A 25,436-nucleotide genomic window follows, 5' to 3' on the forward strand; every position below is an offset into this window, starting at 1 on the left:
AGTACTGTAAAAAAATACACTACAATGTATGAAGCTAAAGGGGTGTAGGAGATGATTAGTCAACTTTCATGGAAAGTTGGAGGACAACAAGGTGAAGGAATTGAAAGTACAGGAGAAATCTTTTGTATTGCATTAAACCGATTAGGTTATTATCTATATGGTTATCGCCACTTTTCATCACGAATTAAAGGTGGTCATACAAACAATAAAATTCGCGTAAGTACAACAGAAGTACGCGCAATATCAGATGATTTAGATATCTTAATTGCGTTTGATCAAGAAACAATTGACTTTAACTTCCACGAACTACGTCCAGGTGGGATTGTTGTTGCAGATGCAAAATTCAATCCAAGCATTCCAGAGGGAACAGATGCAATTTTATATGCGATTCCGTTTACGGATATTGCTTCTGAACTTGGTACATCTTTAATGAAAAACATGGTTGCAGTAGGAGCGTCTAGTGCTGTATTAGGGTTAGACGAAAATGTATATTTAGAAGTTGTTGATGAGATTTTTGGTCGTAAAGGAGAGCAAGTTGTTGAGAAAAACATGGAGGCAATTAAACGCGGCTCTCAATATATGAAAGAATTACTAGGCGAAAAAGTAAATATGATGCAACTTGAAAAAGCAGATGAAAAAAAACGGATGTTTATGATAGGAAACGATGCAATCGCATTTGGCGCAGTAGCTGGTGGTGCTCGTTTTATGTCTGCTTATCCAATTACGCCTGCTTCTGAGATTATGGAATACTTAATTAAGAAGCTTCCAAAAGTAGGAGGAACTGTTATTCAAACTGAGGATGAGATTGCTGCTTGTACGATGGCAATCGGTGCAAACTATGCTGGTGTACGTACATTAACAGCGTCAGCAGGTCCTGGTTTATCTCTAATGATGGAAGCAATTGGTTTAGCTGGGATTACAGAAACACCTCTTGTTATCGTTGATACACAACGTGGTGGACCAAGTACTGGTTTGCCAACAAAACAAGAACAATCTGATTTAATGGCAATGATTTACGGTACGCATGGCGAGATTCCGAAAATCGTCATGGCACCAAGTACTGCTGAAGAAGCGTTCTATGATATTGTAGAAGCATTTAACTTAGCGGAAGAATATCAAGTTCCTGTAATCTTTTTAACGGATTTACAACTTTCTTTAGGCAAACAAACAGTAGAACCACTTCAATTAGAAAAGGTTGAAATTCGCCGTGGTAAACTTGATTTACATGCGGAGTTACCAGATCGTGAAAATAAAGCATACTTCAAACGTTATGAAGTAACAGAAGATGGCATTTCACCACGTGTTGTACCTGGTATGAAAAATGGTATTCACCATGTAACAGGCGTAGAGCACGATGAAACAGGTAAGCCATCAGAGTCAGCACTTAACCGCAGTGCACAAATGGACAAACGTTTCCGTAAAATGGAAAACATTAAATTCAATACCCCTGTTTACAAAAATGCTAAATATGATGAAGCTGATGTATTATTAGTAGGCTTTAACTCAACTCGTGGTGCAATTGAAGAAGCGATGGAACGTTTAGAGCAAGAAGGATTAAAAGTAAACCATGCTCATGTTCGCCTAATTCATCCGTTCCCAACAGCTGAAATGTTGCCACTTGTGAAGAGTGCAAAACGTGTTGTCGTTGTAGAAAACAATGCAACTGGACAGCTTGCTAATATTATGAAGATGAATCTTGGCTATGGCGAGAAAATTTCTAGTCTGTTAAAGTATGACGGAAATCCATTCTTACCGAAAGAAATTTACAACGAATGCAAAAAAGGGGTTGTTTTAAATGGCAACATTTAAGGACTTTCGTAATAGTGTAAAGCCAAACTGGTGTCCAGGTTGTGGGGACTTCTCAGTGCAAGCGGCAATTCAACGTGCGGCTGCAAATGTAGGCTTGAATCCTGATGAATTAGCGGTTATTTCTGGTATCGGATGTTCCGGTCGTATCTCTGGTTATATTAACTCTTACGGTGTTCATAGTATTCATGGACGTGCCCTTCCAATTGCACAAGGTGTAAAAATGGCAAATCGTGATTTAACAGTTATTGCCTCTGGTGGTGACGGTGACGGCTTTGCAATCGGTATGGGTCATACTATTCATTCTATTCGTCGTAATATTGATATTACGTACATTGTTATGGATAACCAAATTTACGGTTTAACAAAGGGCCAAACTTCTCCTCGTAGTGAAGCGGGCTTTAAAACGAAAAGTACGCCGCAAGGGTCGATTGAGCCAGCGTTATCTGTAATGGAGATGGCATTAACTGCTGGAGCAACGTTTGTAGCACAAAGTTTCTCTAGTGACTTAAAAGAATTAACACAGCTGATCGAAGCTGGTATTAATCATAAAGGGTTCTCTTTAATTAATGTATATAGTCCATGTGTAACATACAATAAGGTAAATACGTATGATTGGTTTAAAGAGAATTTAACAAAGCTTAGCGAAGTAGAAGGATATGATCCATCTAATCGCATGGTTGCTATGCAAACATTAATGGAAAACAAAGGTTTAGTAACAGGTTTGATTTATCAAAATACAGAGCAACCTTCTTACCAAGAGCTTGTAAAAGGGTATAGTGAAAAATCATTAGTTCATGCTGATTTGCAAATGGACCAAAAAATGTTTGATGAACTTGTAGCAGAATTTATGTAATATATGAAAGGCTATCGAAATTTCGATAGCCTTTTCTAATGAAAATTTATGATAAAGTATTTTTGTGATGGGATGTACTTTCTTTACTAAGAAAATTCAGAATGATAAAATAATAAACAAGAGTTACATTATATACGAGCTCTTCTCTTCCCTTTAGTATCAAGTAAAATCGTTCGTGAATGCAAGGCCTCTCTATTGTTTAATTTGACTGAACGCTTTATACTATAATAATGTGTATAAGAATGAAGCGATAGGCTTTTTTATAAGGACAAAATAAACAACAACTAAAAGTCAAAACTGTGTATATGTGAGGTTGAAAGGAGATTATTCATGAACGAAGAGCAACGATTAGCAGATCAACAAGCAACTTCAACTACTAAAAAAGCAGAAAAAGATTACAGTAAATATTTTGAAAATGTATATCAGCCACCTTCTTTAAAGGATGCGAAAAAACGCGGAAAAGAAGAAATTAAAATTGAGCGTGATTTTGGCTTACCTGAAGAGTTTCGTAATTTTGGTGCAGGAAGAAAGTTTTATATCCGTACTTATGGATGTCAAATGAATGAGCATGACACAGAAGTAATGGCTGGTATCTTTACAGCTCTTGGATACGAACCAACATTCTCTACAGAAGATGCAGATGTGATTCTATTAAATACATGTGCAATTCGTGAAAATGCTGAAAATAAAGTATTCGGGGAACTTGGTCATTTAAAATCTTTAAAACAAAGAAATCCTGATCTTTTAGTCGGTGTATGCGGTTGTATGTCACAAGAGGAATCTGTCGTAAACAAAATTATGCAAAAACATCAGCATGTAGATATGGTATTTGGTACACATAACATTCACCGTTTACCATACATTTTAAAAGATGCTATGTTCTCGAAAGCGACAGTTGTTGAAGTATGGTCAAAAGAAGGAGATGTCATTGAGAATCTTCCGAAAGTACGCCGTGGGGATATTAAAGCGTGGGTAAACATTATGTACGGATGTGACAAATTCTGCACATATTGTATTGTACCGTATACTCGCGGTAAAGAGCGTAGCCGTCGTCCAGGGGACATTATTAAAGAAGTACGTCATTTAGCAGCAAATGGTTATAAAGAAATTACGCTACTTGGTCAAAACGTAAATGCATACGGAAAAGACTTTGAAGATATGGAATATGGTTTAGGAGATCTTATGGATGAACTTCGTAAGATTGACGTAGCACGTATTCGTTTTACAACAAGCCATCCGCGCGACTTTGATGATCGTTTAATTGAAATACTTGGAAAAGGCGGCAATTTAGTCGAACACATTCACTTACCAGTACAATCTGGAAGTACGGATATGTTGAAAATTATGGCACGTAAATACTCACGTGAGCATTATTTAGAACTTGTACGTAAAATTAAAGAAGCGATTCCAAATGTAGTACTAACGACTGATATTATCGTCGGTTTCCCAAATGAAACAGATGAACAATTTGAAGAAACGATGTCGTTATATCATGAAGTAGGCTTTGATAGTGCATATACATTTATTTATTCACCACGTGAAGGTACACCAGCTGCAAAAATGCAAGATAATGTACCAATGGAAGTGAAAAAAGAACGTTTGCAACGTTTAAATGCGTTAGTAAATGAATTTTCTGCGAAGAAGAATAAAGCGTATGAAGGACAAACTGTTGAAGTGCTTGTTGATGGAGAAAGTAAAAATAATCCTGATGTACTTGCAGGTTATACACGTGCCAATAAACTTGTAAACTTCGTAGCTCCAAAATCTGTAATCGGTCAGCTTGTAAAAGTGAAAATAACAAAAGCAAAAACTTGGTCTCTAAACGGGGAATTGGTTGAGGAGCCGATCGAGGTGAAATAATAGATGAAAATTTTTACAAAAGATGAAATTGTAGAGCAAGCGAAAGAATTAGCAAAAATGATTTCTGAAACAGAAGAAGTTGATTTCTTTAAACGTGCAGAAGCGCAAATTCATAAAAATGAGAATGTAAAACGCACGATTGATGAAATTAAAGCTTTGCAAAAACAAGCAGTGAATCTACAACATTATGGGAAATGGGAAGCGCTAAAAAAAGTAGAATCAGAAATTGATGCGTTGCAAGATAAACTAGATGAAATTCCAGTTGTACAGCAGTTCAAATCTTCTCAAACATATGTAAATGATTTATTGCAGCTTGTCGCAAGTACAATTTCAAACACGGTCACAGATGAAATTTTAATTTCAACTGACGGCGATGTATTAAAAGGAGAAACAGGTGCTGAAGTAGCAAATAAAAAAGGCACATGTGGCTGTTAAAAGAGATGTCGAATTCGACATCTCTTTTTGTTTCATTTTAATAGGCAATAAGGTATTATCTCCTTCTAGAAAGTAGAAGTTTCACGTTACATAATGAGCAGGACAGAGCATTTTCAAAAAAGAATAACACATTCCGCATTTGTCCCGCATATAATGAATTGAACATTCATTGAGGAGGGGTTCGTATGTCTGAGTTTAGAGAAATTATTACGAAAGCAGTTGTGGGGAAAGGGCGTAAGTATATGAAAACAACTCACACTGTTACACCGAATCACCCGCCGACAAGTATTTTGGGGTGTTGGGTTATTAACCATGCATATGAAGCAAAGAAAAATGGAAAGTATGTAGAAATCGAAGGATTCTACGATATTAACACATGGTATTCGTATGAAGAAAATACGAAAACAGAAGTCGTGACAGAACGTGTGAATTACACAGATGATGTGAACATTGGTTATCGTGATAAGAACTTTTCAGGGGAAGATTTAGAAATTGTTGCACGTGTCATGCAACATCCAAATTGTTTAGAAGCTGTTATTTCACCAAATGGAAACAAAATGGCTGTCACTGTGGAACGGGAATTTGTAACCGAAGTCGTGGGTGAAACAAAAATTTGTGTGAGTGTGAATCCGGATGGCTGTCAAGAAGATGATCAGCAATTTGAAGTTGAAGCTGAAGTGGATGATAATGAGTTTGAAGAACTTGATCCGAACTTTATCATAGAAACGGAAGAAGAAGAAGAATAAGTTGAAGCTAGGGAGAATCTCTTCCTAGCTTTTTGTATATGTTTCAGATGATGGAACAAAATCATTCGTGTATAATTGTGTTATAATATATTTTTAAAGTGAAAAAGAAAGATGTATGGGGGATCAAAATGGCACAGTACACGCCGATGATGCAGCAATATTTAAAGATCAAGGCAGATTATCAAGATGCCTTTTTATTTTTTCGATTAGGCGATTTTTATGAGATGTTTTTTGAGGATGCTGTAAAAGCAGCACATGAACTTGAAATTACATTGACGAGTCGCGATGGGGGCGGGAGCGAACGGATTCCAATGTGCGGTGTACCGTATCACGCTGCGAAAAACTACATTGAACAACTGATTGAAAAAGGATATAAAGTAGCAATTTGTGAACAAGTTGAAGATCCAAAAACAGCAAAAGGTGTTGTGCGCCGTGAAGTTGTTCAGTTAATTACGCCAGGAACGATGATGGAAGGTCGTACAATAGATGAAAAGGAAAATAATTTTCTCGCAGCACTAGCACATTTTGAAGATGGTTCCTATGCATTAGCATGTAATGACTTAACAACAGGTCAAAATACAGTAACATTGTTAACTGGAACACTTGAAGATGTATTACTAGAAGTATATGCAACGGGTGCGAAAGAGATTGTCGTATCTTCCACGTTCTCTAAGGAAGAATTGGACAAGATGTTAGCAACATTAAAAATGACAGTTTCGTATGAGGAAGAAACGAAAATTCCAGAGAGTCTTATGCATCTCGTTCAAAATGTAACGCAAACAAAATTAATTGCAGCAGTTGGACGTTTATTTAACTATGTTTTACGAACACAAAAACGTTCGCTAGATCACTTGCAACCGGTTGAAATTTATTATACAAATCAATTTATGAAGATTGATGTTCACTCTAAACGTAATTTGGAGCTAACAGAAACCATTCGAACAAAAGAAAAAACAGGCTCCCTATTATGGTTGTTAGATAAAACGAAAACAGCGATGGGTGGACGAATGTTAAAACAGTGGATGGAACGTCCACTCATTCAAAAAGAAAAAATTGAAGAACGTTTAGAGATGGTTGAAACGTTTGTGAACGATTATTTCTTACGTGAAGATTTAAAAGAAAAATTAAAAGAAGTATACGACTTAGAACGGTTAGCAGGAAAAGTTTCATATGGAAATGTCAATGCGCGTGATTTACTGCAATTAAAGCGTTCCTTAATGCAAGTTCCGGCTATTTTAGAGGCAGTTAGTCTTTTAGATAATTCTTATGCTGCAAACTTAATTCAAGGTGCTGATCCTTGTGAAAGCTTAACGGCGTTATTAGAGAGAAGTATTCAAGAAAATCCGCCACTTTCTATAAAAGATGGTGACATTATAAAAGACGGTTATAGTGAGAAATTAGATCAATATCGCTACGTAAGTAAAAACGGAAAAACATGGATTGCAGAGCTTGAAAAACGTGAGCGTGATATAACAGGAATTAAATCATTAAAGATTGGTTACAACCGTATTTTTGGTTATTATATTGAAGTTACAAAAGCAAACCTTACCGCACTTCCAGAAGGACGCTATGAACGAAAACAAACACTTGCGAATGCAGAGCGTTTTATTACAGACGAATTAAAAGAAAAAGAAACATTGATTTTAGAAGCAGAAGAAAAAATCGTTCAGTTAGAATATGATTTATTCACGGCTCTTCGTGAAGAAGTGAAAGTGTTTATTCCGAAGTTACAGCAATTAGCGAAAATTATTAGTGAACTAGATGTCCTTCAAAGCTTTGCAACTGTAAGTGAAGAAGAACAATTTGTAAAACCAATATTAACGAGTAAACGAGAAATCTTTATTAAAGATGGCCGTCATCCGGTCGTTGAAAAAGTATTAAACGGCAAGTTGTATGTTCCAAATGATTGTATAATGCCTGAAAATATGGATGTCTTTTTAATTACTGGTCCAAATATGTCCGGTAAAAGTACGTATATGCGTCAATTAGCACTTATTACTGTTATGTCGCAAATCGGTTGCTTTGTACCAGCAGCAGAAGCTGTACTCCCTGTGTTTGACCAAATCTTTACGAGAATTGGGGCAGCAGATGACTTAATTTCAGGCCAAAGTACGTTTATGGTTGAGATGTTAGAAGCAAAAAATGCGATTGCGAATGCATCGGAAAGAAGCTTAATTTTATTTGATGAAATTGGTCGTGGTACATCTACGTATGACGGTATGGCATTAGCGCAAGCAATCATTGAGCATATTCATGATCAAATTGGTGCGAAAACGTTATTTTCAACACACTATCATGAATTAACAGTGCTAGAGGAAAGTTTAGATCAACTAAAAAATGTACATGTTTCAGCAATTGAGGAAAACGGAAAAGTTGTCTTCTTGCATAAAATTCAAGAAGGGGCAGCAGATAAGAGTTACGGTATTCACGTTGCTCAGCTTGCAGAGCTGCCAGATAGCTTAATCGCTCGCGCGAAAGAAGTATTAGCGCAGCTTGAAGGTCAAGAGGAGATTACGATTCCGAAACGAACAGAAGTCAAAGTTCCGGAAGAAATCGTACAAGAACCTGTAGTCGTGAAAGAAGAAGCATTGTCGCAAGAAGAAGTGAAAGAAGAATCGCAGCTATCCTTCTTTGCGGCGGAACAAACAGTGGAAAAAGAAGACAAGATTGTACTTGATTCAAAAGAAACTGCTGTATTAACGCAAATCAAAAAAATAGATTTACTGGATATGACACCGCTAGAAGCATTAAACGAACTGTACCGTTTACAGAAAAAGTTGAAGAAAGGATGAGTAAGTAGATGGGGAAAATTCGCAAACTCGATGATCAACTTTCTAACTTAATTGCAGCGGGAGAAGTAGTAGAACGACCTGCTTCAGTTGTAAAAGAACTTGTCGAAAATTCCATCGATGCGAATAGTACATCTATTGAAATCCACTTAGAAGAAGCTGGATTATCGAAAATTCGCATCATCGATAATGGAGATGGAATTGCTGAAGAAGACTGTATCGTTGCTTTTGAACGACATGCAACAAGTAAAATTAAAGATGAAAATGATTTGTTTCGTATTCGGACGCTTGGTTTTCGCGGTGAAGCATTGCCAAGTATTGCATCTGTTAGTGAATTAGAGTTAGTAACGAGCACAGGGGATGTGCCAGGAACACACCTTGTTATTAAAGGTGGCGAGATTTTGAAACAAGAAAAAACAGCGAGCCGTAAAGGAACAGATATTACGGTTCAAAACCTGTTTTTTAATACACCAGCACGTTTAAAATATATGAAAACGATTCATACAGAGCTTGGAAACATTACGGATATTGTATACCGCATTGCTCTATCACATCCAGAAGTCTCTCTGCGTTTGTTTCACAATGAGAAAAAACTGCTTCATACATCAGGAAATGGTGATGTAAGACAAGTTCTTGCGGCAATTTACAGCATCCAAGTTGCAAAAAAACTAATTCCGATTGAAGCAGAATCGTTAGACTTTACGATTCGTGGTTATGTGACGTTGCCAGAAGTAACGCGTGCATCTCGTAACTATATGTCAACGATTGTAAATGGTCGTTACGTTCGGAACTATGTCTTAATGAAAGCTGTGCAGCAAGGCTATCATACATTGCTACCGGTTGGACGTTACCCAATTGGCTTTTTATCAATTGAAATGGATCCGATGTTAGTTGATGTGAACGTTCATCCAGCAAAACTAGAGGTTCGCTTTAGTAAAGAGCAGGAGCTATTACAGCTTATTGAAACAGCATTGCAAGATGCTTTTAAAAAGATTCGACTCATTCCTGATGCCGGTGTTACAACAAAGAAAAAAGAAAAAGATGAAAGTGTTCAGGAGCAGTTTCAGTTTGAGCATGCAAAACCGAAAGAACCATCGATGCCCAATATTGTTTTACCGACCGGAATGGATGAGCAAGAAGAAGAAAAGCCAAAGCAACAGTCACCGCTTTGGAATCCACCAAAGCAGGAATGGCAGCCATCAGAGTCTCTTGTAAGAGAAGAAAACAATTGGCAACCATCCAAGGTAATTGTAGAAGAACCGCTTCCACAAGAGAATGAGGAAGATTTTGAGTTAGAAGAACAGGAAGAAATACAAGAAATTCAAATGAACGGAAACGATTTACCGCCACTGTATCCAATTGGACAAATGCACGGCACGTACATTTTTGCTCAAAACGATAAAGGGTTATATATGATTGATCAGCATGCCGCTCAGGAGCGTATCAATTATGAATATTTCCGTGATAGAGTAGGACAAGTTGCACCAGAGGTACAAGAATTACTCGTTCCATATAGAATTGATTTATCACTCAATGAATTTTTACGAGTAGAAGAACAATTAGAAGAACTGAAAAAAGTAGGATTATTCTTAGAGCACTTCGGCCATCAATCATTCATTGTACGTTCACATCCAACATGGTTTCCAAAAGGACAAGAAATGGAGATCATTGATGAAATGATGCAGCAAGTATTGAAATTGAAAAAAGTCGATATCAAAAAACTGCGTGAAGAAGCAGCTATTATGATGAGCTGCAAAGCATCTATTAAAGCAAATCAATATTTAACGAACGATCAAATCTTCGCCTTATTAGAAGAGCTGCGAACAACAACAAATCCTTATACATGTCCGCATGGCAGACCGATTATTGTGCATCATTCGACTTATGAACTGGAGAAGATGTTTAAGCGGGTGATGTAGGGTGCTGTCTAAAGGGAAAAAGTTCGCTACTGGGTAATGAAAATGGTTTGTACTGTTGAAAGTTATTATAAAGAATGAAAAGTACCACTGAATGAATGAGTTTTTACGTTAATATATTAAAAAAATAATACTGTAAGAGAAGAATTTTTTAATAGCGAAAAAGCATGACAATTTTATGTCATGCTTTTTGTTAGTTATCCGTAATTTGTTAATAATAAAGTATTTGTAATGGTGGCTTTATTCACATTGGGAATGGTCTACGGTTATATAAGAATGAAAAAATGGGGTTTTTGGCTAATGATAACCTACTCAGTTCTTGTTGGAATAGTCAGTTCCTTGTTGATAACTAATCAATCACATCAGCCATTCATAGGGAATTTGGTTTGATCAATTATTGTGTTAGTTTATACAATTTATGTGAAGAAGGAATTTTTTAAAACAAACATCGAACATTAGAACAATCAAAGTTTTCCCTATTCGCATAAAGGGTGTTTATGTTGAATAAATCGATAAAAAGAAACGCTCAGAGTTTTTTTATACTCTAAGCGTTTTTTTCTTTACCGATAACGTCGTTAATTAGCCTGTTAATTTAAATGGTAATCCGCTGTGAAAAATGAAAGTTTAATCAGAGAAAAGCGTCCGATTTGTTTAACGAAAAATTGGTGGGAGAAAAAATTGGATGTTTTCAAATACACCACGAGGTGCTAGAGGAAGTGCCATCATGTATAGTGTGGTTGAAACCGCAAAAGAGAACAATTTAAGTTCCTATCATTATCTTCGTTATTTGTTTGAAACGCTCCCTAATATCGATTTAAATAATAAAGAGGAAATTGATAAAGTCTTGCTGTAGTCAATGGATTTACCATCTAGTTGCAAAGGCCGAAAAAAGTAAAGTAAACAAAAGGTAACTCTAAAATCAATCTTCATGGTATTTTTGGGATTTTATTAACATTTACGGTATAGACATAATGAAGTAATATATTGAATGAAATGAAGTGAATACATGAAGGATGGACATAAAATGGGAGATTTATTATTGATGATGATTGAACGCGTTGGTTTAATTGTCATTTTAGGATTTTTACTTTCACATATTAAGGCGTTCCGTTGGCTGCTGCATAAGCAAGATGGCTATAAAGGTAGCTTTATGTTAATTGGCATATTTTCATTATTTACAATTGTAAGCAACTACACAGGGATTGAGATTTCTGGTAATACGATTATGAATGATAACTGGCTGCGGGGCGTCTCTTCTTCTAGTACGATTGCGAATACGCGTATTATGGGAATTGGGATTAGCGGGTTACTTGGAGGTCCAATTGTTGGAATAGGAGTAGGATTTATAGCTGGCATTCATCGTTATGTGCTAGGGGGAACGACTGCATTAAGCTGTGCAATCTCTTCTATTTTAGCTGGGATTGTGACAGGTTATATTGGCTATTTATATCAAAAACGGAATCGCGTTGTGACCCCTAAGTTTTCTGCAGTGCTTAGCATCTGTATGGTATCGCTGGAAATGATTATGATTCTTTTCATAGTCGATGACGGCTGGAGTATTGTGAAAACAATTGCACTCCCAATGATTATCGTAAATGGTTTTGGAAGTTTTATTCTATTGTCAATGATTCAGTCCATTTTACGACAAGAAGAACATGCGAAGGCATTACAAACGCATAAAGTATTGCGCATTGCTGATAAAACGCTTCCGTATTTCCGCCAAGGATTAACGGAAGAATCATGTACGCATGTGGCACAAATTATCCACCGCTTTACAGGAACAGATGCAGTATCTTTAACAGATACAGAAAAAATATTAGCACATGTTGGATTAGGATCTGATCATCATATTCCTTCTCATAGCTTAATTACTGAATTGTCAAAAGAGGTGTTAAAGACCGGGAAAATTATGAAAGCAAAGTCGCGCGAAGAGATTAATTGTCAGCATGAAGGGTGTTTATTACAAGCGGCAATCGTGATTCCGCTCACATCTCGTGGAAAGACCATCGGTACGTTAAAGCTTTATTTTAAAAATCCCAATTCATTAAGCCCCGTAGAGGAAGAGCTGGCAGAAGGATTAGCAAAAATCTTTTCAACGCAGCTTGAGCTTGGAGAAGCAGAACTGCAAAGTAAATTGTTGCAAGATGCGGAAATAAAGGCGCTGCAAGCACAAATTAACCCTCATTTTCTTTTTAATGCGATTAATACAGTCTCTGCTTTATGTCGCACAGATGTAGAGAAAGCAAGGAAATTATTGTTACAGCTAAGCGTGTATTTTCGCTGCAATTTACAAGGTGCAAGGCAGCTTCTCATTCCGTTAGAACAAGAATTGAATCATGTGCATGCGTATTTGTCGTTAGAACAAGCAAGATTTCCGAACAAATATGAGGTAAAAATGTACATTGAAGACGAGCTGCATAATATTTTGCTTCCACCGTTTGTGTTGCAACTATTAGTGGAAAATGCTCTTCGTCATGCATTTCCTAAAAAACAGCCTCTATGCCAAGTTGAAATTCATGTTTATGCCAAGAAAAACAGCGTGCATTTCAAAGTAAAAGATAACGGTCAAGGGATTGAGCCGGAGCGATTAGAGCGGTTAGGAAAAGCAATTGTATCGTCAAAAAAAGGGACGGGAACAGCATTATATAATATTAATGAACGGTTAATGGGGCTGTTTGGAAAAGGTACAACGCTTCATATCGTCAGTGAACTGGAAACAGGGACGGAGATTTCCTTCACGATTCCAATTCAAAGAAAAGGAGGCAGCGATATTGAAAATATTAGTAGTCGATGATGAAATGTTGGCGCGTGACGAATTAAAATATTTATTATATCGAACGAAAGAGGTCGATATTATTGATGAGGCAGACAGTGTAGAAGAAGCGTTAGAGAAGTTGATAGAAAGTAAACCGGATCTTGTTTTTTTAGATATTCAGCTGTCGGATGATAATGGATTTGAGATTGCTAATATACTAAAGAAGATGAAAAATCCACCTGCTATTGTATTTGCAACGGCCTATGATCAATATGCCATTCAGGCATTTGAAGTAGATGCTTTAGATTATATTTTAAAGCCGTTTGACGAAGAGCGCATTGTCCAAGCGATTAAGAAATTTAAAAAACGAAAACAGCATGAAATGGAGGAGAAGCAAGAAGTACATGCGTCAGATGTATCTAGCAGAATGAAAAAATTAGCGCTGCCGATTGATGAATCGATTGTATTAGTGAATATAGAAGATATCGTATATGCTGGAGTGTTAGATGGAAAAGTAATTGTGAAAACGATTTGTGATACGTATGTGACGTACGATACGCTTGCCATATTAGAAAAGAAATTGCCACAAATGAATTTTCTGCGTGTGCATCGCAGTTTTATCGTAAATGTAAATCATATTTCTGAAATCCAGCCGTGGTTTAACTCTACGTATAATTTAATTATGAAAGAGGATTCAAAAGTACCTGTAAGCCGTACCTATGCAAAAGAATTAAAGAAGCTGCTTCGTATTTAACAAGCAGCTTTTTGCATTTCATTCTTCTTTTTCTGTAACTGATTTCATATATTTGACGCTCTGTGTTGTAAGTGCTTACGGAATCGTTTACATCCTATACAATAAAGGCATCAAATCGAAAGAGGTGGAAGGATGATATGAAACAATCATCTGTTAATCCATGGCTTGTTGTCCTCGGTACAGTCATTGTACAAATGGGACTTGGAACGATATATACATGGAGTTTATTCAATCAACCTTTAGTGAGTAAATACGGCTGGAGTCTTAACGCTGTTGCTATAACTTTCTCAATCACTAGCTTTTCTTTAGCATTTTCAACTTTGTTTGCGGGTAAATTACAAGAGAAATTGGGACTTCGTAAACTTATTATGATTTCCGGAGTAGCCTTAGGAATTGGCTTGATGCTTAGTTCGCAAGTTTCCTCATTAGTAATGCTTTATGTACTAGCAGGAGTTGTTGTAGGTTACGCAGATGGTACAGCCTATATTACTTCACTATCCAATTTACTAAAGTGGTTTCCAGAGCGTAAAGGTTTAATTGCTGGTATATCTGTCTCCGCATATGGCACAGGTAGCCTAATTTTTAAATACATTAACGCAAAGTTCATTGATTCAGTTGGTGTATCACAAGCGTTTTTATATTGGGGCCTAATTGTTACAGTTATGATAGTGGTAGGCGCTTGTCTTATCCATCAAGCCGCTGAACAAGATACAGTTCATGAAACAAAAAGTCGTGACTATACAACAAGAGAAATGCTAGGTACAAAACAAGTTTATCTGTTATTTATTATGTTATTTACATCATGTATGAGTGGCTTATACTTAATTGGCATGGTAAAGGATATTGGTGTTCAACTCGTAGGGCTTAGCGCAGCAACAGCAGCTAATGCTGTCGCTATAGTTGCGATCTTTAATACGGTTGGCCGAATCATTTTGGGACCGTTATCAGATAAAATCGGCCGTTTGAAAATTGTTACTGCAACGTTTGTCGTTATAGCTACGTCTGTCTTTGTACTTAGTTTTGTGGATTTAAATTATGGCATTTATTTAGCCTGTGTAGCAAGTGTTGCTTTTTGTTTTGGTGGAAATATCACTATTTTTCCAGCCATTGTTGGTGATTTCTTCGGTCTAAAAAATCATAGTAAAAACTACGGAATCGTGTATCAAGGCTTTGGTTTGGGAGCACTCGCAGGTTCCTTTATCGGTGTAATTCTAGGTGGATTTAAACCAACTTTTATGGTGATTGGCGTACTGTGTGTCGTGTCATTTATCATCGCTATTTTCATTCAACCACCTAATCAGCAAAAAGAAAAACAAGAAAATTATCGCAGCGTAGCGTGAGCATTTTAAATTTTTATTACATTCTAAAAGTAAACGTAAAGTAACTCCAAAATATACAATAAAAGTTGATTTTGGAGTTACTTTTTTTCGGCACTCCGCATCTAGACGGTAAATCCGTTGACCATGGCAAGACTTTATCAATTTCTTCTTTATTGTTTAAATCGATATTGGAGAGTGTTTCAAACAAATAAAGAAGATAATGATAGGGACTTAAATTGTTCTCTTTTGAGGTTTCAACCAGAAGGTTTTGGACAGACTTATCCCTATGACCGTGTTTCTTCTTACGACAATAGGTAATCATTTCAACAGCTGGAGGCTGCAAAGTTAATTATCCGAAAGATCAGCGGCAGATAGTGCAATTATGCTTGTCAATGCATGGCTTCGTGATTAAACGAATATATCCAAAAAAGTCAGAGCATTAAGTGCTGTGACTTTTTTATAATTTTTATATTGTATATTTTTGGAGTAAACGCTATAATGATAGTGTTAAAGATGGAATCGTGATATGACCTGTTATGAATCTATCATTTTATTTACAAATAAATGGATTGGTATTTTAGCAAGATGTGCTAATGAACTACTCCACCATGATGATAGCGTACCTATTAATTCGGTGCGTATATTTTCGTGGTGGAGTTTTTTTATTCTCAAAAAGGGGGAAAGACCATGAACGACAGCATGGTTCATATTACAATTGACGGCAAAGAATATAGTGCTGAGCCCGGTTCAACTATATTGGATATCATTAATCAAAACGGGATTGAACATCCACAAATCTGTCACGTGCCTGAAGTGGATCCTATCCAAACGTGTGATACTTGTATTGTAGAAATTGATGGAAAACTTGTGCGATCCTGCTCAACAGTAGCAACGAACGGTATGAATATTGAGTTGTCCTCTATTAGTGCGAAGGCAGCACAAACTGAGGCGATGGACCGCTTATTGGAAAACCATTTACTTTATTGTACGGTCTGTGACAACAATAATGGGAACTGTAAATTGCATAATACGGCAGAATTAATGGAAATTGAGCATCAAAAATATCCTTACAAACCAAAAGTAGATGTGAGTGAGGTTGACATGTCACATCCATTTTATCGCTATGACCCTAATCAGTGTATCGCGTGTGGTCAATGTGTAGAGGTTTGTCAAAACTTGCAAGTAAATGAAACGTTATCTATTGATTGGGAGGCAGAGCGTCCTCGTGTTATTTGGGATGATGGAGCGGCTATTAATGATTCTTCATGTGTAAGCTGCGGTCAATGTGTAACTATTTGTCCTTGTAATGCTTTGATGGAAAAATCGATGCTTGGTGAAGCTGGATTTATGACTGGGCTGAAGCCGGACATTCTTGAGCCGATGGTTGATCTTATAAAAGAAGTTGAACCTGGATACAGCGGTATTTTCGCTATATCAGAAGTAGAAGCTGCCATGCGCGAAACTCGTACAAAGAAGACGAAAACAGTATGTACGTTTTGTGGTGTAGGATGCTCATTTGAAGTGTGGACGAAGGGACGTAAAATTCTTAAAGTACAACCAACTTCTGAGGCACCAGTTAATGCAATTTCTACTTGCGTAAAAGGGAAATTTGGTTGGGATTTCGTAAATTCTGAAGAACGACTCACTAAGCCTTTAATTCGTAAACATGGAACATTTGTTGAATCAACTTGGGAAGAAGCGCTTGATTTAGTGGCAAATAAATTAGGATCCATTAAAGAACAATACGGTAAAGGATCTGTAGGCTTTATTTCTTCTTCTAAAATTACGAATGAAGACAACTATGTCATTCAAAAATTAGCTCGACAAGTGTTTGAAACAAACAATGTTGATAACTGCTCTCGTTATTGTCAATCACCAGCAACAGATGGATTGTTCCGTACAATTGGTATGGGCGGAGATGCGGGAACGATTAAAGATATTGCGCAATCAGGTCTTGTTATTATCGTTGGTTGTAACCCAACAGAAGGTCACCCGGTATTAGCGACTCGTGTGAAACGTGCGCATAAACTTCACGGTCAAAAATTAATTGTTGCAGATCTTCGTAAAACCGAAATGGCAGAGCGTTCAGATATCTTTATTAGTCCAAAGCAAGGAACAGACCAAGTATGGTTAATGGCTGTTACGAAATATATGATTGACCAAGGTTGGCATGATCAACAGTTCATCGACGAGAATGTAAACTTCTTTGAAGATTTCAAAGATAGTCTTGCAGAGTATACGCTTGAATATGCAGAAGAGATTACAGGCATTTCAAAAGAAACTCTCGTTCAAATGGCCGAAATGATTCGTGATGCAGATGGTACTTGTATTCTTTGGGGAATGGGGGTAACTCAAAATACGGGTGGTTCAGATACTTCCGCTGCGATTTCAAATTTACTTCTTGCAACAGGAAATTATCGTCGCCCAGGTGCTGGTGCATATCCGCTTCGAGGTCATAACAACGTACAAGGTGCTTGTGATATGGGAACTCTCCCAGGCTGGCTTCCAGGATATCAGCACGTTACCGACGATGTAGAACGTGCGAAATTTGAACAAGCTTACGGGGTGAAAATTGATAACAAACCAGGTCTTAACAACATTCAAATGCTTCACGCAATTGAAGAAGGAAAAATGAAAGCAATGTATCTTGTTGGAGAGGATATGGCTCTTGTAGACTCTAACGCAAATCATGTACATGAAGTTCTATCAAGCCTTGATTTCTTTGTCGTTCAAGATGTATTCCTTTCTAAAACTGCTCAATATGCCGATGTAGTGTTACCAGCGGCGCCATCTCTTGAAAAAGAAGGTACTTTTACAAATACAGAACGTCGTGTACAAAGACTATATCAAGTACTTCCTACGCTCGGAGATGCGAAACCAGACTGGTGGATCGTACAAGCGATTGCAAATAAATTAGGTGCAAACTGGAACTATAGTCATCCAAGTGAAATCTTTGCTGAAATGGCAAGTTTATCGCCACTTTTCGCAAAAGCAAACTATGAAGTGCTTAAAGGTTGGAACAGTTTCCATTGGGGAAGCTTTGACGGAACGAATACGCCGCTTCTTTTCCAAGATGGATTTAACTTCCCAGATAAAAAAGCTCGTTTCGCCATAGCTGACTGGGTACGTCCTGCTGAATTCCCAGAGGAATATGATCTTCACATTAATAATGGTCGTATGCTTGAACATTTCCATGAAGGTAACATGACAAATAAATCAACTGGTATTCAAGCTAAAGTGCCTGGTGTCTTCGTTGAAGTTTCTCCAGAACTTGCACAAGAACGTGGAGTTAAAACTGGTTCGTTAGTGCGCCTTGTTTCTCCTTTTGGAGCACTTAAATTACGTGCGCTTGTAACGGATCGTGTAAAAGCAAATGAGCTTTATTTACCGATGAACTCGACGGACAAAGAATCGGCGATTAATTTCTTAACTGGTCCTGCGGTCGATCAACGTACGAATACACCTGCATATAAACAAACGAAGGTTCGTATGGAAGTGTTACAAGTAGAAGGTGAAAATCCGATGCCAAAAGCGAATCCACGTAACAAAAAGCGTCACCCTCAAAATGGGATTGAGGTAAATCGTAAGTGGGCTCGTCCAGGATACGTACACTTAACGGATAACTAGGGAGGAGAAAGGAATATGGCAGCACCTATTAAAGCGATCCAAAAGCAGGAGCTAACTGAGGAAGAACAACGACAACAAAAGCTAGAAGATTTAAAAGCACTTCTAGCTAATAATGAAGAAGCTTTAAATCAAATGTTTAATATTGTAGGTGAACTGAATGACATTGGGATGCTAGAAGCTGCAAATTCGATGCTTAAAGCGAAAGAACCAATTGCAAAAATTGTTCTAGGTCAAGTCACTCGTGAACCAGTTACGAATTTAATTAATAATATGATGGGCGCTGCAGGAGCTTTAACAGAACTTGATCCGGAACTTACTAAAAAACTAGTAAGTAGTGTATTAACAGGTATGGATGAAGGAAACCAACATCTGCAAAGTAATAAAAAAGTAGGAATACTGGACCTTATGAAAGTGCTTAAGGATCCAGATATTAACCGTGCTATCGGATTCGGTCTTCATTTCTTAAAAGGTATGGGTAAAGGGTTAAAAGACGAATAGGTAAGCAACAATAATATTATTTCATACGTTGTATGCATGTTTGAAATAATTCTAAAAGATGAGCCTTTTCGTCTAATTATTTGAGTGGAATAATTTAGACGAGAAGGTCATTTTGTTAAAATGTGTATGATGAAGTAGTATTCGAAAAAATATTATTGATTAACTGGGGAGGAATGAGAGAATGTCAAAAATGGTACATGAATTTAATGATATGATACGAAAGCTTCGAAAGGATTTGTTCGGTAAAGGGCCGGAACGAATTCATACTGTATTTGCTGAGAATATGGCTATTGCCACACTTTATGGAAATTTGACACCTACTGAGAAATTCATTTCGGGAACTATGGATGGTGCGGAAATGGTTCATATGGCTAGAACGAAAATGATTCAGGAGGTTTATGCAGTTAATTCTCGTGAACGTTTGGAGGAACTTGTTGGGGCGAAATTAGTTCATCTGTTTTCGGATATGAAAGTGGACGAAGATATTGCAGTTTCAGTGTTTGTCTTTGATAAAAATATAACGTGAGAGAAGGATACTGATCGTGAAATCGATACAGGTGGAACGGGAAATTTTCCGTTATGAGCAAGAGGAGTTTAAACATATAGAGGACAGCATTGTAACAGAGTTTCCAGTTACAGTTAAAATTAACGGACAGGAGTTTGTTACAATGGTTAGTACTCCAGAGTATATTGAAGATATGGTGATAGGCTTTTTAGCATCTGAAGGTATTATCCGAAAGTATGAAGACATTGATGAAATATGGGTGCAGGATAAAGAAGGATATGTACACGTAACAACGACAAAAATCAATCCTTATTATCGTGACATCCAAAATAAGCGTTATATTACTTCATGCTGTGGAATGAGTAGACAAGGATTTGTTTTCGTAAACGATGCACTGACCGCGAAGAAGATGAATGATATTCGCGTAACAATCTCTGCCCAGGATTGTTTTCGATTAATGAATGATATGCAGCAATCTGCGGCTACTTTTCAGCATACAGGCGGGGTTCATAATGCAGCCTTATGCGATGTGAATGGAATTATTTTAAGCCGAATGGATATAGGAAGACATAATGCTTTAGATAAAATTTTCGGCTATTGTTTAAAAAACAACATTTCTATTAGTGATAAAATTATTGTTTTTAGTGGCCGTATATCATCTGAAATTCTATTAAAAGTTGCGAAAATTGGCTGCGAAGTAATATTGTCAAAATCCGCTCCAACTGAGTTAGCATTGCAGCTAGCAGAACAATTAGGGATTACTACAGTAGGTTTTATTCGTAATGAATCTTTAAATGTATATACTCACCCAGAGCGGGTTGTAAATATTAAATAAATGCAAACTGGTCAGCACGTCGGCCGACCGTTTGTTGAGTAATATACAATAGGTGTTTTAAATAAAATTTGTACGGAATCACAAAATATGCAGAAGTGAGGCAATAAACATGAAATCTGTCACATTGGACAAATTGCACCGTCCTTTAAGGGATTTGCGTATCTCTGTTACCGATCGCTGTAATTTTCGCTGTCGATATTGTATGCCAGAGGAAATATTTGGTCCTGACTATTCTTTTTTGCCTAATGATAAAATTTTATCTTTTGATGAAATTGAAAGGGTAACACGTATTTTCGTTTCTTTAGGTGTAAGAAAGTTGCGTATTACTGGGGGAGAGCCTTTACTTCGGAAAAACCTTCCTGAGCTAATCGAGCGACTTAACAAAATTGATGGAGTAGAGGATATTGGTTTAACTACAAATGGGTCCTTACTCAAGAAGTTTGCTGGTGATTTATATAAGGCGGGTTTATCACGTGTGACAGTTAGTTTGGATTCTTTGGAAGAAGAGCGTTTTGCTTATTTAAATGGTAATAGAAGTAAAGTGAAAACGGTTCTTGGAGGAATACAGGCTGCAGCGGAAGTCGGGATGAAAATCAAAATGAACATGGTTGTCCAAAAAGGAAAAAATGAACAGGACATCATTCAGATGGCGCAATACTTTAAAGAGAATAAGCATATTCTTCGGTTTATTGAATATATGGATGTCGGGAATTTTAACGGCTGGGAATTAGACGAAGTAATCTCTAAACAAGAGATATTAGAAACTATTAATAAAGTTATGCCGCTTGAACGAATTGAAGCAAACTATCCCGGCGAAGTCGCCACTCGCTATCGTTATATCGATAGCGATGAGGAAATAGGAATTATTTCATCTGTAACAGATTCTTTTTGTTCATCATGTACAAGAGCTCGTATTTCCGCGGAAGGAAAGCTATATACTTGTTTGTTTACTTCCAAAGGAAATGATCTTAGAGAATTGCTTCGTTCTGGGTATACCGATGAGGAGATTACCGATGTTATTCGTGACATTTGGAATAATCGTTCAGATCGCTATTCAGATGAACGGTTGAGCAATACAAATAAAAAAACACTTCCAAAAATTGAAATGTCGCATATTGGTGGTTGAGGAATAAATAATATGTTAGGATGACTTTCAAAACACTATGAAAAAAGGTTATTAGTAGCTTCTTTTTGTTATAGCAGATAATGCTTGAATATACGAAGTGGAAAGTGTGCAAGTCCTGTAGATTTTCTATTTTATAGTAAAAATGATGATTGATATCTCTGTAAGAGAAGTGCAGGGAGATTAAAACAGCATTCAAAAATCCTTACTATGTTAAGGGTTTCTTGAAGCTGTTTTTTATTTGAAAAAATGGAGGAATTGGTTATGGCATTTCATAAACCGGAAAAAATCGCTGAGCTTGTGATTGAAGCCGGTGTTCAAAAGGTAAGGCAATCGCTATCCGCCATGCTTATTCTTGGTTTTTTAGGAGGAGCATTCATTTCGTTAGGGTTTTTGCTTAATATTCGAGTTCTTGGTAATTTACCGGAGCAATGGGGAAGTCTAGTAAATTTTTTGGGAGGAGCAGTTTTTCCTATAGGGCTTATGCTCGTTGTCCTGGCAGGAGGAGAATTAATTACGGGAAACATGATGTCAGTGTCTATGGCCCTGTATGCACGAAAAATCTCATTGAAAAGTGTGTTAAATAATTGGATTTGGATAACTTTAAGTAATTTTGTTGGTGCACTTTTCGTAGCTTATTTTTTCGGTCATCTTGGAGGATTGACGGAGGGGGAATATTTAAATAAAACAGTAGAAATAGCCCAAGAGAAATTACATGAACCGTTTGGGAAAACATTAATTTCAGCAATCGGTTGTAACTGGCTTGTTTGTCTTGCAATTTGGTTGGCTCATGGAACTAACGATTTTGTTGGGAAAATTATCGGAATTTGGATTCCTATTATGACATTTGTGGTAATTGGATTTCAGCAAGTGGTAGCAAATATGTTTGTAATCTCAGCAGCTATTTTTGCGGGTCACCTTTCGTGGATAGATCTTGCAGAGAATTTTGTTCCTGTTTTTATAGGAAATGTAATTGGTGGAGCTGGGTTTGTTGGATTTGCTTACTTTTCTTGTTATCAGAAACAAAGCCATATAGAGAAAGAGTAAAAAAAACCTCATATGAAGCAGATTTTTTTAATTAATGGGGTGTTTTAGAACAAGAATTATCTAAAAGAAAGGAAGGCTTTCTAATGATAGAGCGGTATTCACGACAACAGTTGTTCATTCCTATTGGGAGTAAAGGACAAGAGAAGATTAGAAATAAGCATGTGTTGATTGTGGGGGCAGGTGCATTAGGAAGTGCAAGCGCAGAAGCGTTGGTTCGTGCAGGTATCGGAAAGTTAACGATCATTGATCGTGATTACGTAGAATGGAGTAATTTACAGCGACAACAACTTTACGTTGAACAAGATGCAACAGAAAAATTACCAAAAGCAATTGCAGCTCAGAATCGTTTAAAACAAATCAATTCAGAGGTACAGATTGATGCTTTAGTGATGGATGCAAGAATAGAGAATATGGAAGCTTTGTTAGGCGACGTCGATATAATCATTGATGCAACAGATAATTTTGATATTCGATTTGTGATAAATGATCTATCACAAAAATATGATATTCCCTGGATTTATGGTTCTTGTGTGGGGGGATATGGCATGAGCTATACCATTATTCCAAGGAAAACACCGTGCTTACATTGTGTACTTAAAAGTGTTCCAGTTACAGGAGCGACGTGTGACACAGTTGGAATCATTAGTCCAGCTGTCCAAATGGTGGCAGCGTATCAAGTAGTGGAAGCATTCAAAATTCTAGTGGAAGATTTTTCAGCAATTAGAAACACCTTTTTAATGTTTGATATATGGAGTAATCAACACCATTCTGTCAAACTAGAAAAAATTAAAACGGACAATTGTCCTTCGTGCGGAACACATAGAACTTATCCTTATTTATCTTATGAAAACCAAACAAAGACAGCTGTTTTATGTGGGAGAAATACGGTTCAAATTAGACCGCCGCATAATAGTCGTTACAATCTTGACCATTTAGAAAAACAACTAAAAAAACATGGGAAAGTAGATCGGAACCCGTATTTGTTATCTTGCCAACTAGATGATTATCGTTTGGTCATGTTTCAGGATGGTCGTGTATTTATCCACGGGACAAATGAAATTCAAAAAGCGAAAAAAATATACTATCGTTTATTAGGGTAACAGAAGGAGTGAGGAAAATGATAGAAAAACGAATACCGATTGCAATTGGAGAGGCCATCCATAAAGTAATGGAATTTGCCAGCCATGGTTTAAAAGAGCTGGTATCACTTGAATTAGCTTACGGACGTATATTAGCCGAGGATTTAGTAGCTGATCATGATGTTCCCTCCTTCGATCGCTCACCTTATGATGGATTTGCTATTAGAGCAGAAGATACTGCCTGGGCAAGTTATGAGAATCCAACTATATTCGAAGTAATCGGCGAAATTGGGGCAGGCTCCATATTTCCTCAAGAGGTAGGGCCATTTCAAGCGGTTCGAATCATGACGGGGGCACAAATTCCGGAAGGATGTAACGCGGTTGTGATGCTGGAACTGACCCGTCAATATGAGGATGTCGGTAAAATCTATATGGAAGTGAAACGCTCATTCAAAAAAGGAGAAAATATTTCCTTTCAAGGTGAAGATACACGTAAAGGGACGATTCTTGCGAAGAGAGGAGTTTACATTAATCCAGGTATTTCAGCTCTCCTTGCTACATTTGGTTACAGCGAAGTGCCAGTTGCTAAAAAACCTATGATTGGAGTATTAGCGACTGGGAGTGAGCTTCTTGATGTAAATGAATCGCTAAAACCCGGTAAAATTCGAAATAGTAATATGTACATGATATTGTCCCAAATTCGAAGAGCAGGGGGAAGAGTGAAATACTTTGGGAAGTTTAGTGACGATTTTGATACGTGCTTCACAGCCGTAAAAGAAGCATTAAGTCAAGTGGATATGTTAATCACAACCGGTGGTGTTTCGGTAGGGGATTATGATTACTTGCCAGCTATCTACGAAAAACTAGGGGCATCGGTTCTTTTTAACAAAGTTGCAATGCGGCCGGGCAGCGTCACGACCGTAGCACAATTAAATAAAAAATTATTATTTGGATTATCAGGTAATCCCTCTGCTTGTTATGTAGGCTTTGAGTTATTCGTAAGACCTAGCATTCGTAACTATATGTTTAGTGAAAAGCCACATTTAAAAAGAGAAAAAGCATTACTGGGAGAAAATTTTTTAAAACCTAATCCATTTACAAGATTTGTACGAGCAAAGCTCATATATAACGAAGGACAATTAATCGTCTATCCATCAGGATTTGATAAGTCTAGTGCGGTTTCTTCATTAGCAGAATCAAACGCTTTTATCGTACTCCCAGGCGGTACAAGAGGATATAAAAAAGGGATGTTTGTAGATATTCTATTATTAGAAGATAACCAAGGAAGTGAATGGCCTTGGAGTAATATTATTCCATCTTATAAACAACAGAGTTTTAAAACAACGGGAAGATAATGTTGATGGGAAAATAAATTACAAGAGCTGTGAAAAAAAGAAATGATATTAGCTATTCAAGTTAGCAGAGGATAAAAAATGAATTCATTTTTTTATCCCGCATTAACGGGCCGATTGGTTCAACTAACTGT

The 25,436-nt window shown here is 37.1% G+C and carries 18 protein-coding genes and 3 pseudogenes; 20 read left to right on the forward strand and 1 reads right to left on the reverse strand.

Features of this window, described 5'->3' with window-relative positions:
* Positions 1-51 precede the first annotated feature (51 nt).
* The 11 genes and pseudogenes from LRP84_RS01970 to LRP84_RS02020 all read left to right on the forward strand — a co-directional run bounded on the left by LRP84_RS01970 (position 52) and on the right by LRP84_RS02020 (position 15,257).
* Positions 52-1,809, forward strand: a complete 1,758-nt coding sequence (locus LRP84_RS01970) for a 2-oxoacid:acceptor oxidoreductase subunit alpha (RefSeq protein ID WP_230573529.1) — start codon at positions 52-54, stop codon at positions 1,807-1,809.
* Positions 1,796-2,662, forward strand: a complete 867-nt coding sequence (locus tag LRP84_RS01975) for a 2-oxoacid:ferredoxin oxidoreductase subunit beta (protein ID WP_230573530.1) — start codon at positions 1,796-1,798, stop codon at positions 2,660-2,662. Before LRP84_RS01970 ends, LRP84_RS01975 begins: the two co-directional genes overlap by 14 nt.
* A 330-nt stretch (positions 2,663-2,992) precedes the next feature.
* Positions 2,993-4,522 carry a tRNA (N6-isopentenyl adenosine(37)-C2)-methylthiotransferase MiaB gene (gene miaB, locus LRP84_RS01980; protein WP_230573531.1) on the forward strand — a complete coding sequence of 510 codons (1,530 nt, stop codon included), beginning with the start codon at positions 2,993-2,995 and terminating at the stop codon, positions 4,520-4,522.
* Positions 4,523-4,525: 3 nt separating this feature from the next.
* The gene (locus tag LRP84_RS01985) at positions 4,526-4,957 is read left to right on the forward strand and encodes a YlbF/YmcA family competence regulator (protein ID WP_230573532.1); all 432 of its coding nucleotides are present in this window, start codon (positions 4,526-4,528) and stop codon (positions 4,955-4,957) included.
* Between the two features lie 185 nt (positions 4,958-5,142).
* A complete protein-coding gene (cotE, locus tag LRP84_RS01990; protein WP_230573533.1) occupies positions 5,143-5,703 on the forward strand; it encodes an outer spore coat protein CotE in 561 nt (186 codons plus the stop codon).
* A 128-nt stretch (positions 5,704-5,831) separates the two neighbouring features.
* Positions 5,832-8,495 carry a DNA mismatch repair protein MutS gene (mutS, locus tag LRP84_RS01995; protein ID WP_230573534.1) on the forward strand — a complete coding sequence of 888 codons (2,664 nt, stop codon included), beginning with the start codon at positions 5,832-5,834 and terminating at the stop codon, positions 8,493-8,495.
* An 8-nt stretch (positions 8,496-8,503) separates the two neighbouring features.
* A complete protein-coding gene (gene mutL / locus LRP84_RS02000; RefSeq protein WP_230573535.1) occupies positions 8,504-10,411 on the forward strand; it encodes a DNA mismatch repair endonuclease MutL in 1,908 nt (635 codons plus the stop codon).
* A gap of 664 nt (positions 10,412-11,075) precedes the next feature.
* Positions 11,076-11,261: pseudogene (locus LRP84_RS02005) on the forward strand (transposase domain-containing protein); the annotation flags it as partial.
* Positions 11,262-11,432: 171 nt separating this feature from the next.
* A complete protein-coding gene (locus LRP84_RS02010) occupies positions 11,433-13,202 on the forward strand; it encodes a sensor histidine kinase (protein ID WP_230573536.1) in 1,770 nt (589 codons plus the stop codon).
* The gene (locus LRP84_RS02015; RefSeq protein ID WP_230573567.1) at positions 13,177-13,917 is read left to right on the forward strand and encodes a LytR/AlgR family response regulator transcription factor; all 741 of its coding nucleotides are present in this window, start codon (positions 13,177-13,179) and stop codon (positions 13,915-13,917) included. The genes LRP84_RS02010 and LRP84_RS02015 overlap by 26 nt, the downstream gene beginning before the upstream one ends.
* A gap of 137 nt (positions 13,918-14,054) precedes the next feature.
* Positions 14,055-15,257: an L-lactate MFS transporter gene (locus LRP84_RS02020; protein ID WP_230573537.1), complete on the forward strand. Its 1,203-nt coding sequence runs from the start codon at positions 14,055-14,057 to the stop codon at positions 15,255-15,257.
* A 16-nt stretch (positions 15,258-15,273) separates the two neighbouring features.
* Here the strand turns inward: LRP84_RS02020 and LRP84_RS02025 are convergent.
* Positions 15,274-15,498, reverse strand: a pseudogene (locus tag LRP84_RS02025) (transposase domain-containing protein); the annotation flags it as partial.
* A 264-nt stretch (positions 15,499-15,762) separates the two neighbouring features.
* Between LRP84_RS02025 and LRP84_RS02030 the strand changes: the two are divergent.
* The 9 genes and pseudogenes from LRP84_RS02030 (at position 15,763) to LRP84_RS02070 (ending at position 25,305) form a co-directional block, all read left to right on the forward strand.
* A pseudogene (locus LRP84_RS02030) lies at positions 15,763-15,955 on the forward strand (hypothetical protein).
* Positions 15,924-18,863 (forward strand): formate dehydrogenase subunit alpha, encoded by a 2,940-nt coding sequence (gene fdhF / locus LRP84_RS02035; protein ID WP_230573538.1) that lies wholly within the window; start codon positions 15,924-15,926, stop codon positions 18,861-18,863. Before LRP84_RS02030 ends, fdhF begins: the two are co-directional and overlap by 32 nt.
* Positions 18,864-18,878: 15 nt before the next feature.
* Positions 18,879-19,361, forward strand: coding sequence for a helical membrane plugin domain-containing protein (locus LRP84_RS02040; RefSeq protein ID WP_230573539.1), 483 nt, complete (start codon positions 18,879-18,881; stop codon positions 19,359-19,361).
* Positions 19,362-19,542: 181 nt separating this feature from the next.
* On the forward strand, positions 19,543-19,887 hold the full coding sequence (locus tag LRP84_RS02045) for a Na-translocating system protein MpsC family protein (RefSeq protein WP_230573540.1): 345 nt from the start codon (positions 19,543-19,545) through the stop codon (positions 19,885-19,887).
* Between the two features lie 16 nt (positions 19,888-19,903).
* A complete protein-coding gene (gene fdhD / locus LRP84_RS02050; protein ID WP_230573541.1) occupies positions 19,904-20,701 on the forward strand; it encodes a formate dehydrogenase accessory sulfurtransferase FdhD in 798 nt (265 codons plus the stop codon).
* A 109-nt stretch (positions 20,702-20,810) separates the two neighbouring features.
* The gene (gene moaA, locus LRP84_RS02055) at positions 20,811-21,827 is read left to right on the forward strand and encodes a GTP 3',8-cyclase MoaA (RefSeq protein WP_230573542.1); all 1,017 of its coding nucleotides are present in this window, start codon (positions 20,811-20,813) and stop codon (positions 21,825-21,827) included.
* 261 nt (positions 21,828-22,088) lie between these two features.
* Complete coding sequence (locus LRP84_RS02060) at positions 22,089-22,871, forward strand: formate channel (RefSeq protein ID WP_302850559.1); 783 nt, start codon at positions 22,089-22,091, stop codon at positions 22,869-22,871.
* An 83-nt stretch (positions 22,872-22,954) separates the two neighbouring features.
* On the forward strand, positions 22,955-23,971 hold the full coding sequence (locus LRP84_RS02065; protein WP_230573544.1) for a molybdopterin-synthase adenylyltransferase MoeB: 1,017 nt from the start codon (positions 22,955-22,957) through the stop codon (positions 23,969-23,971).
* A 20-nt stretch (positions 23,972-23,991) separates the two neighbouring features.
* Positions 23,992-25,305, forward strand: coding sequence for a molybdopterin molybdotransferase MoeA (locus tag LRP84_RS02070; RefSeq protein WP_302850563.1), 1,314 nt, complete (start codon positions 23,992-23,994; stop codon positions 25,303-25,305).
* The last annotated feature ends 131 nt before the right edge of the window (positions 25,306-25,436 follow it).

The sequence above is a fragment of the Bacillus rhizoplanae genome, assembly GCF_917563915.1.
Lineage (GTDB): Bacteria > Bacillota > Bacilli > Bacillales > Bacillaceae_G > Bacillus_A > Bacillus_A rhizoplanae.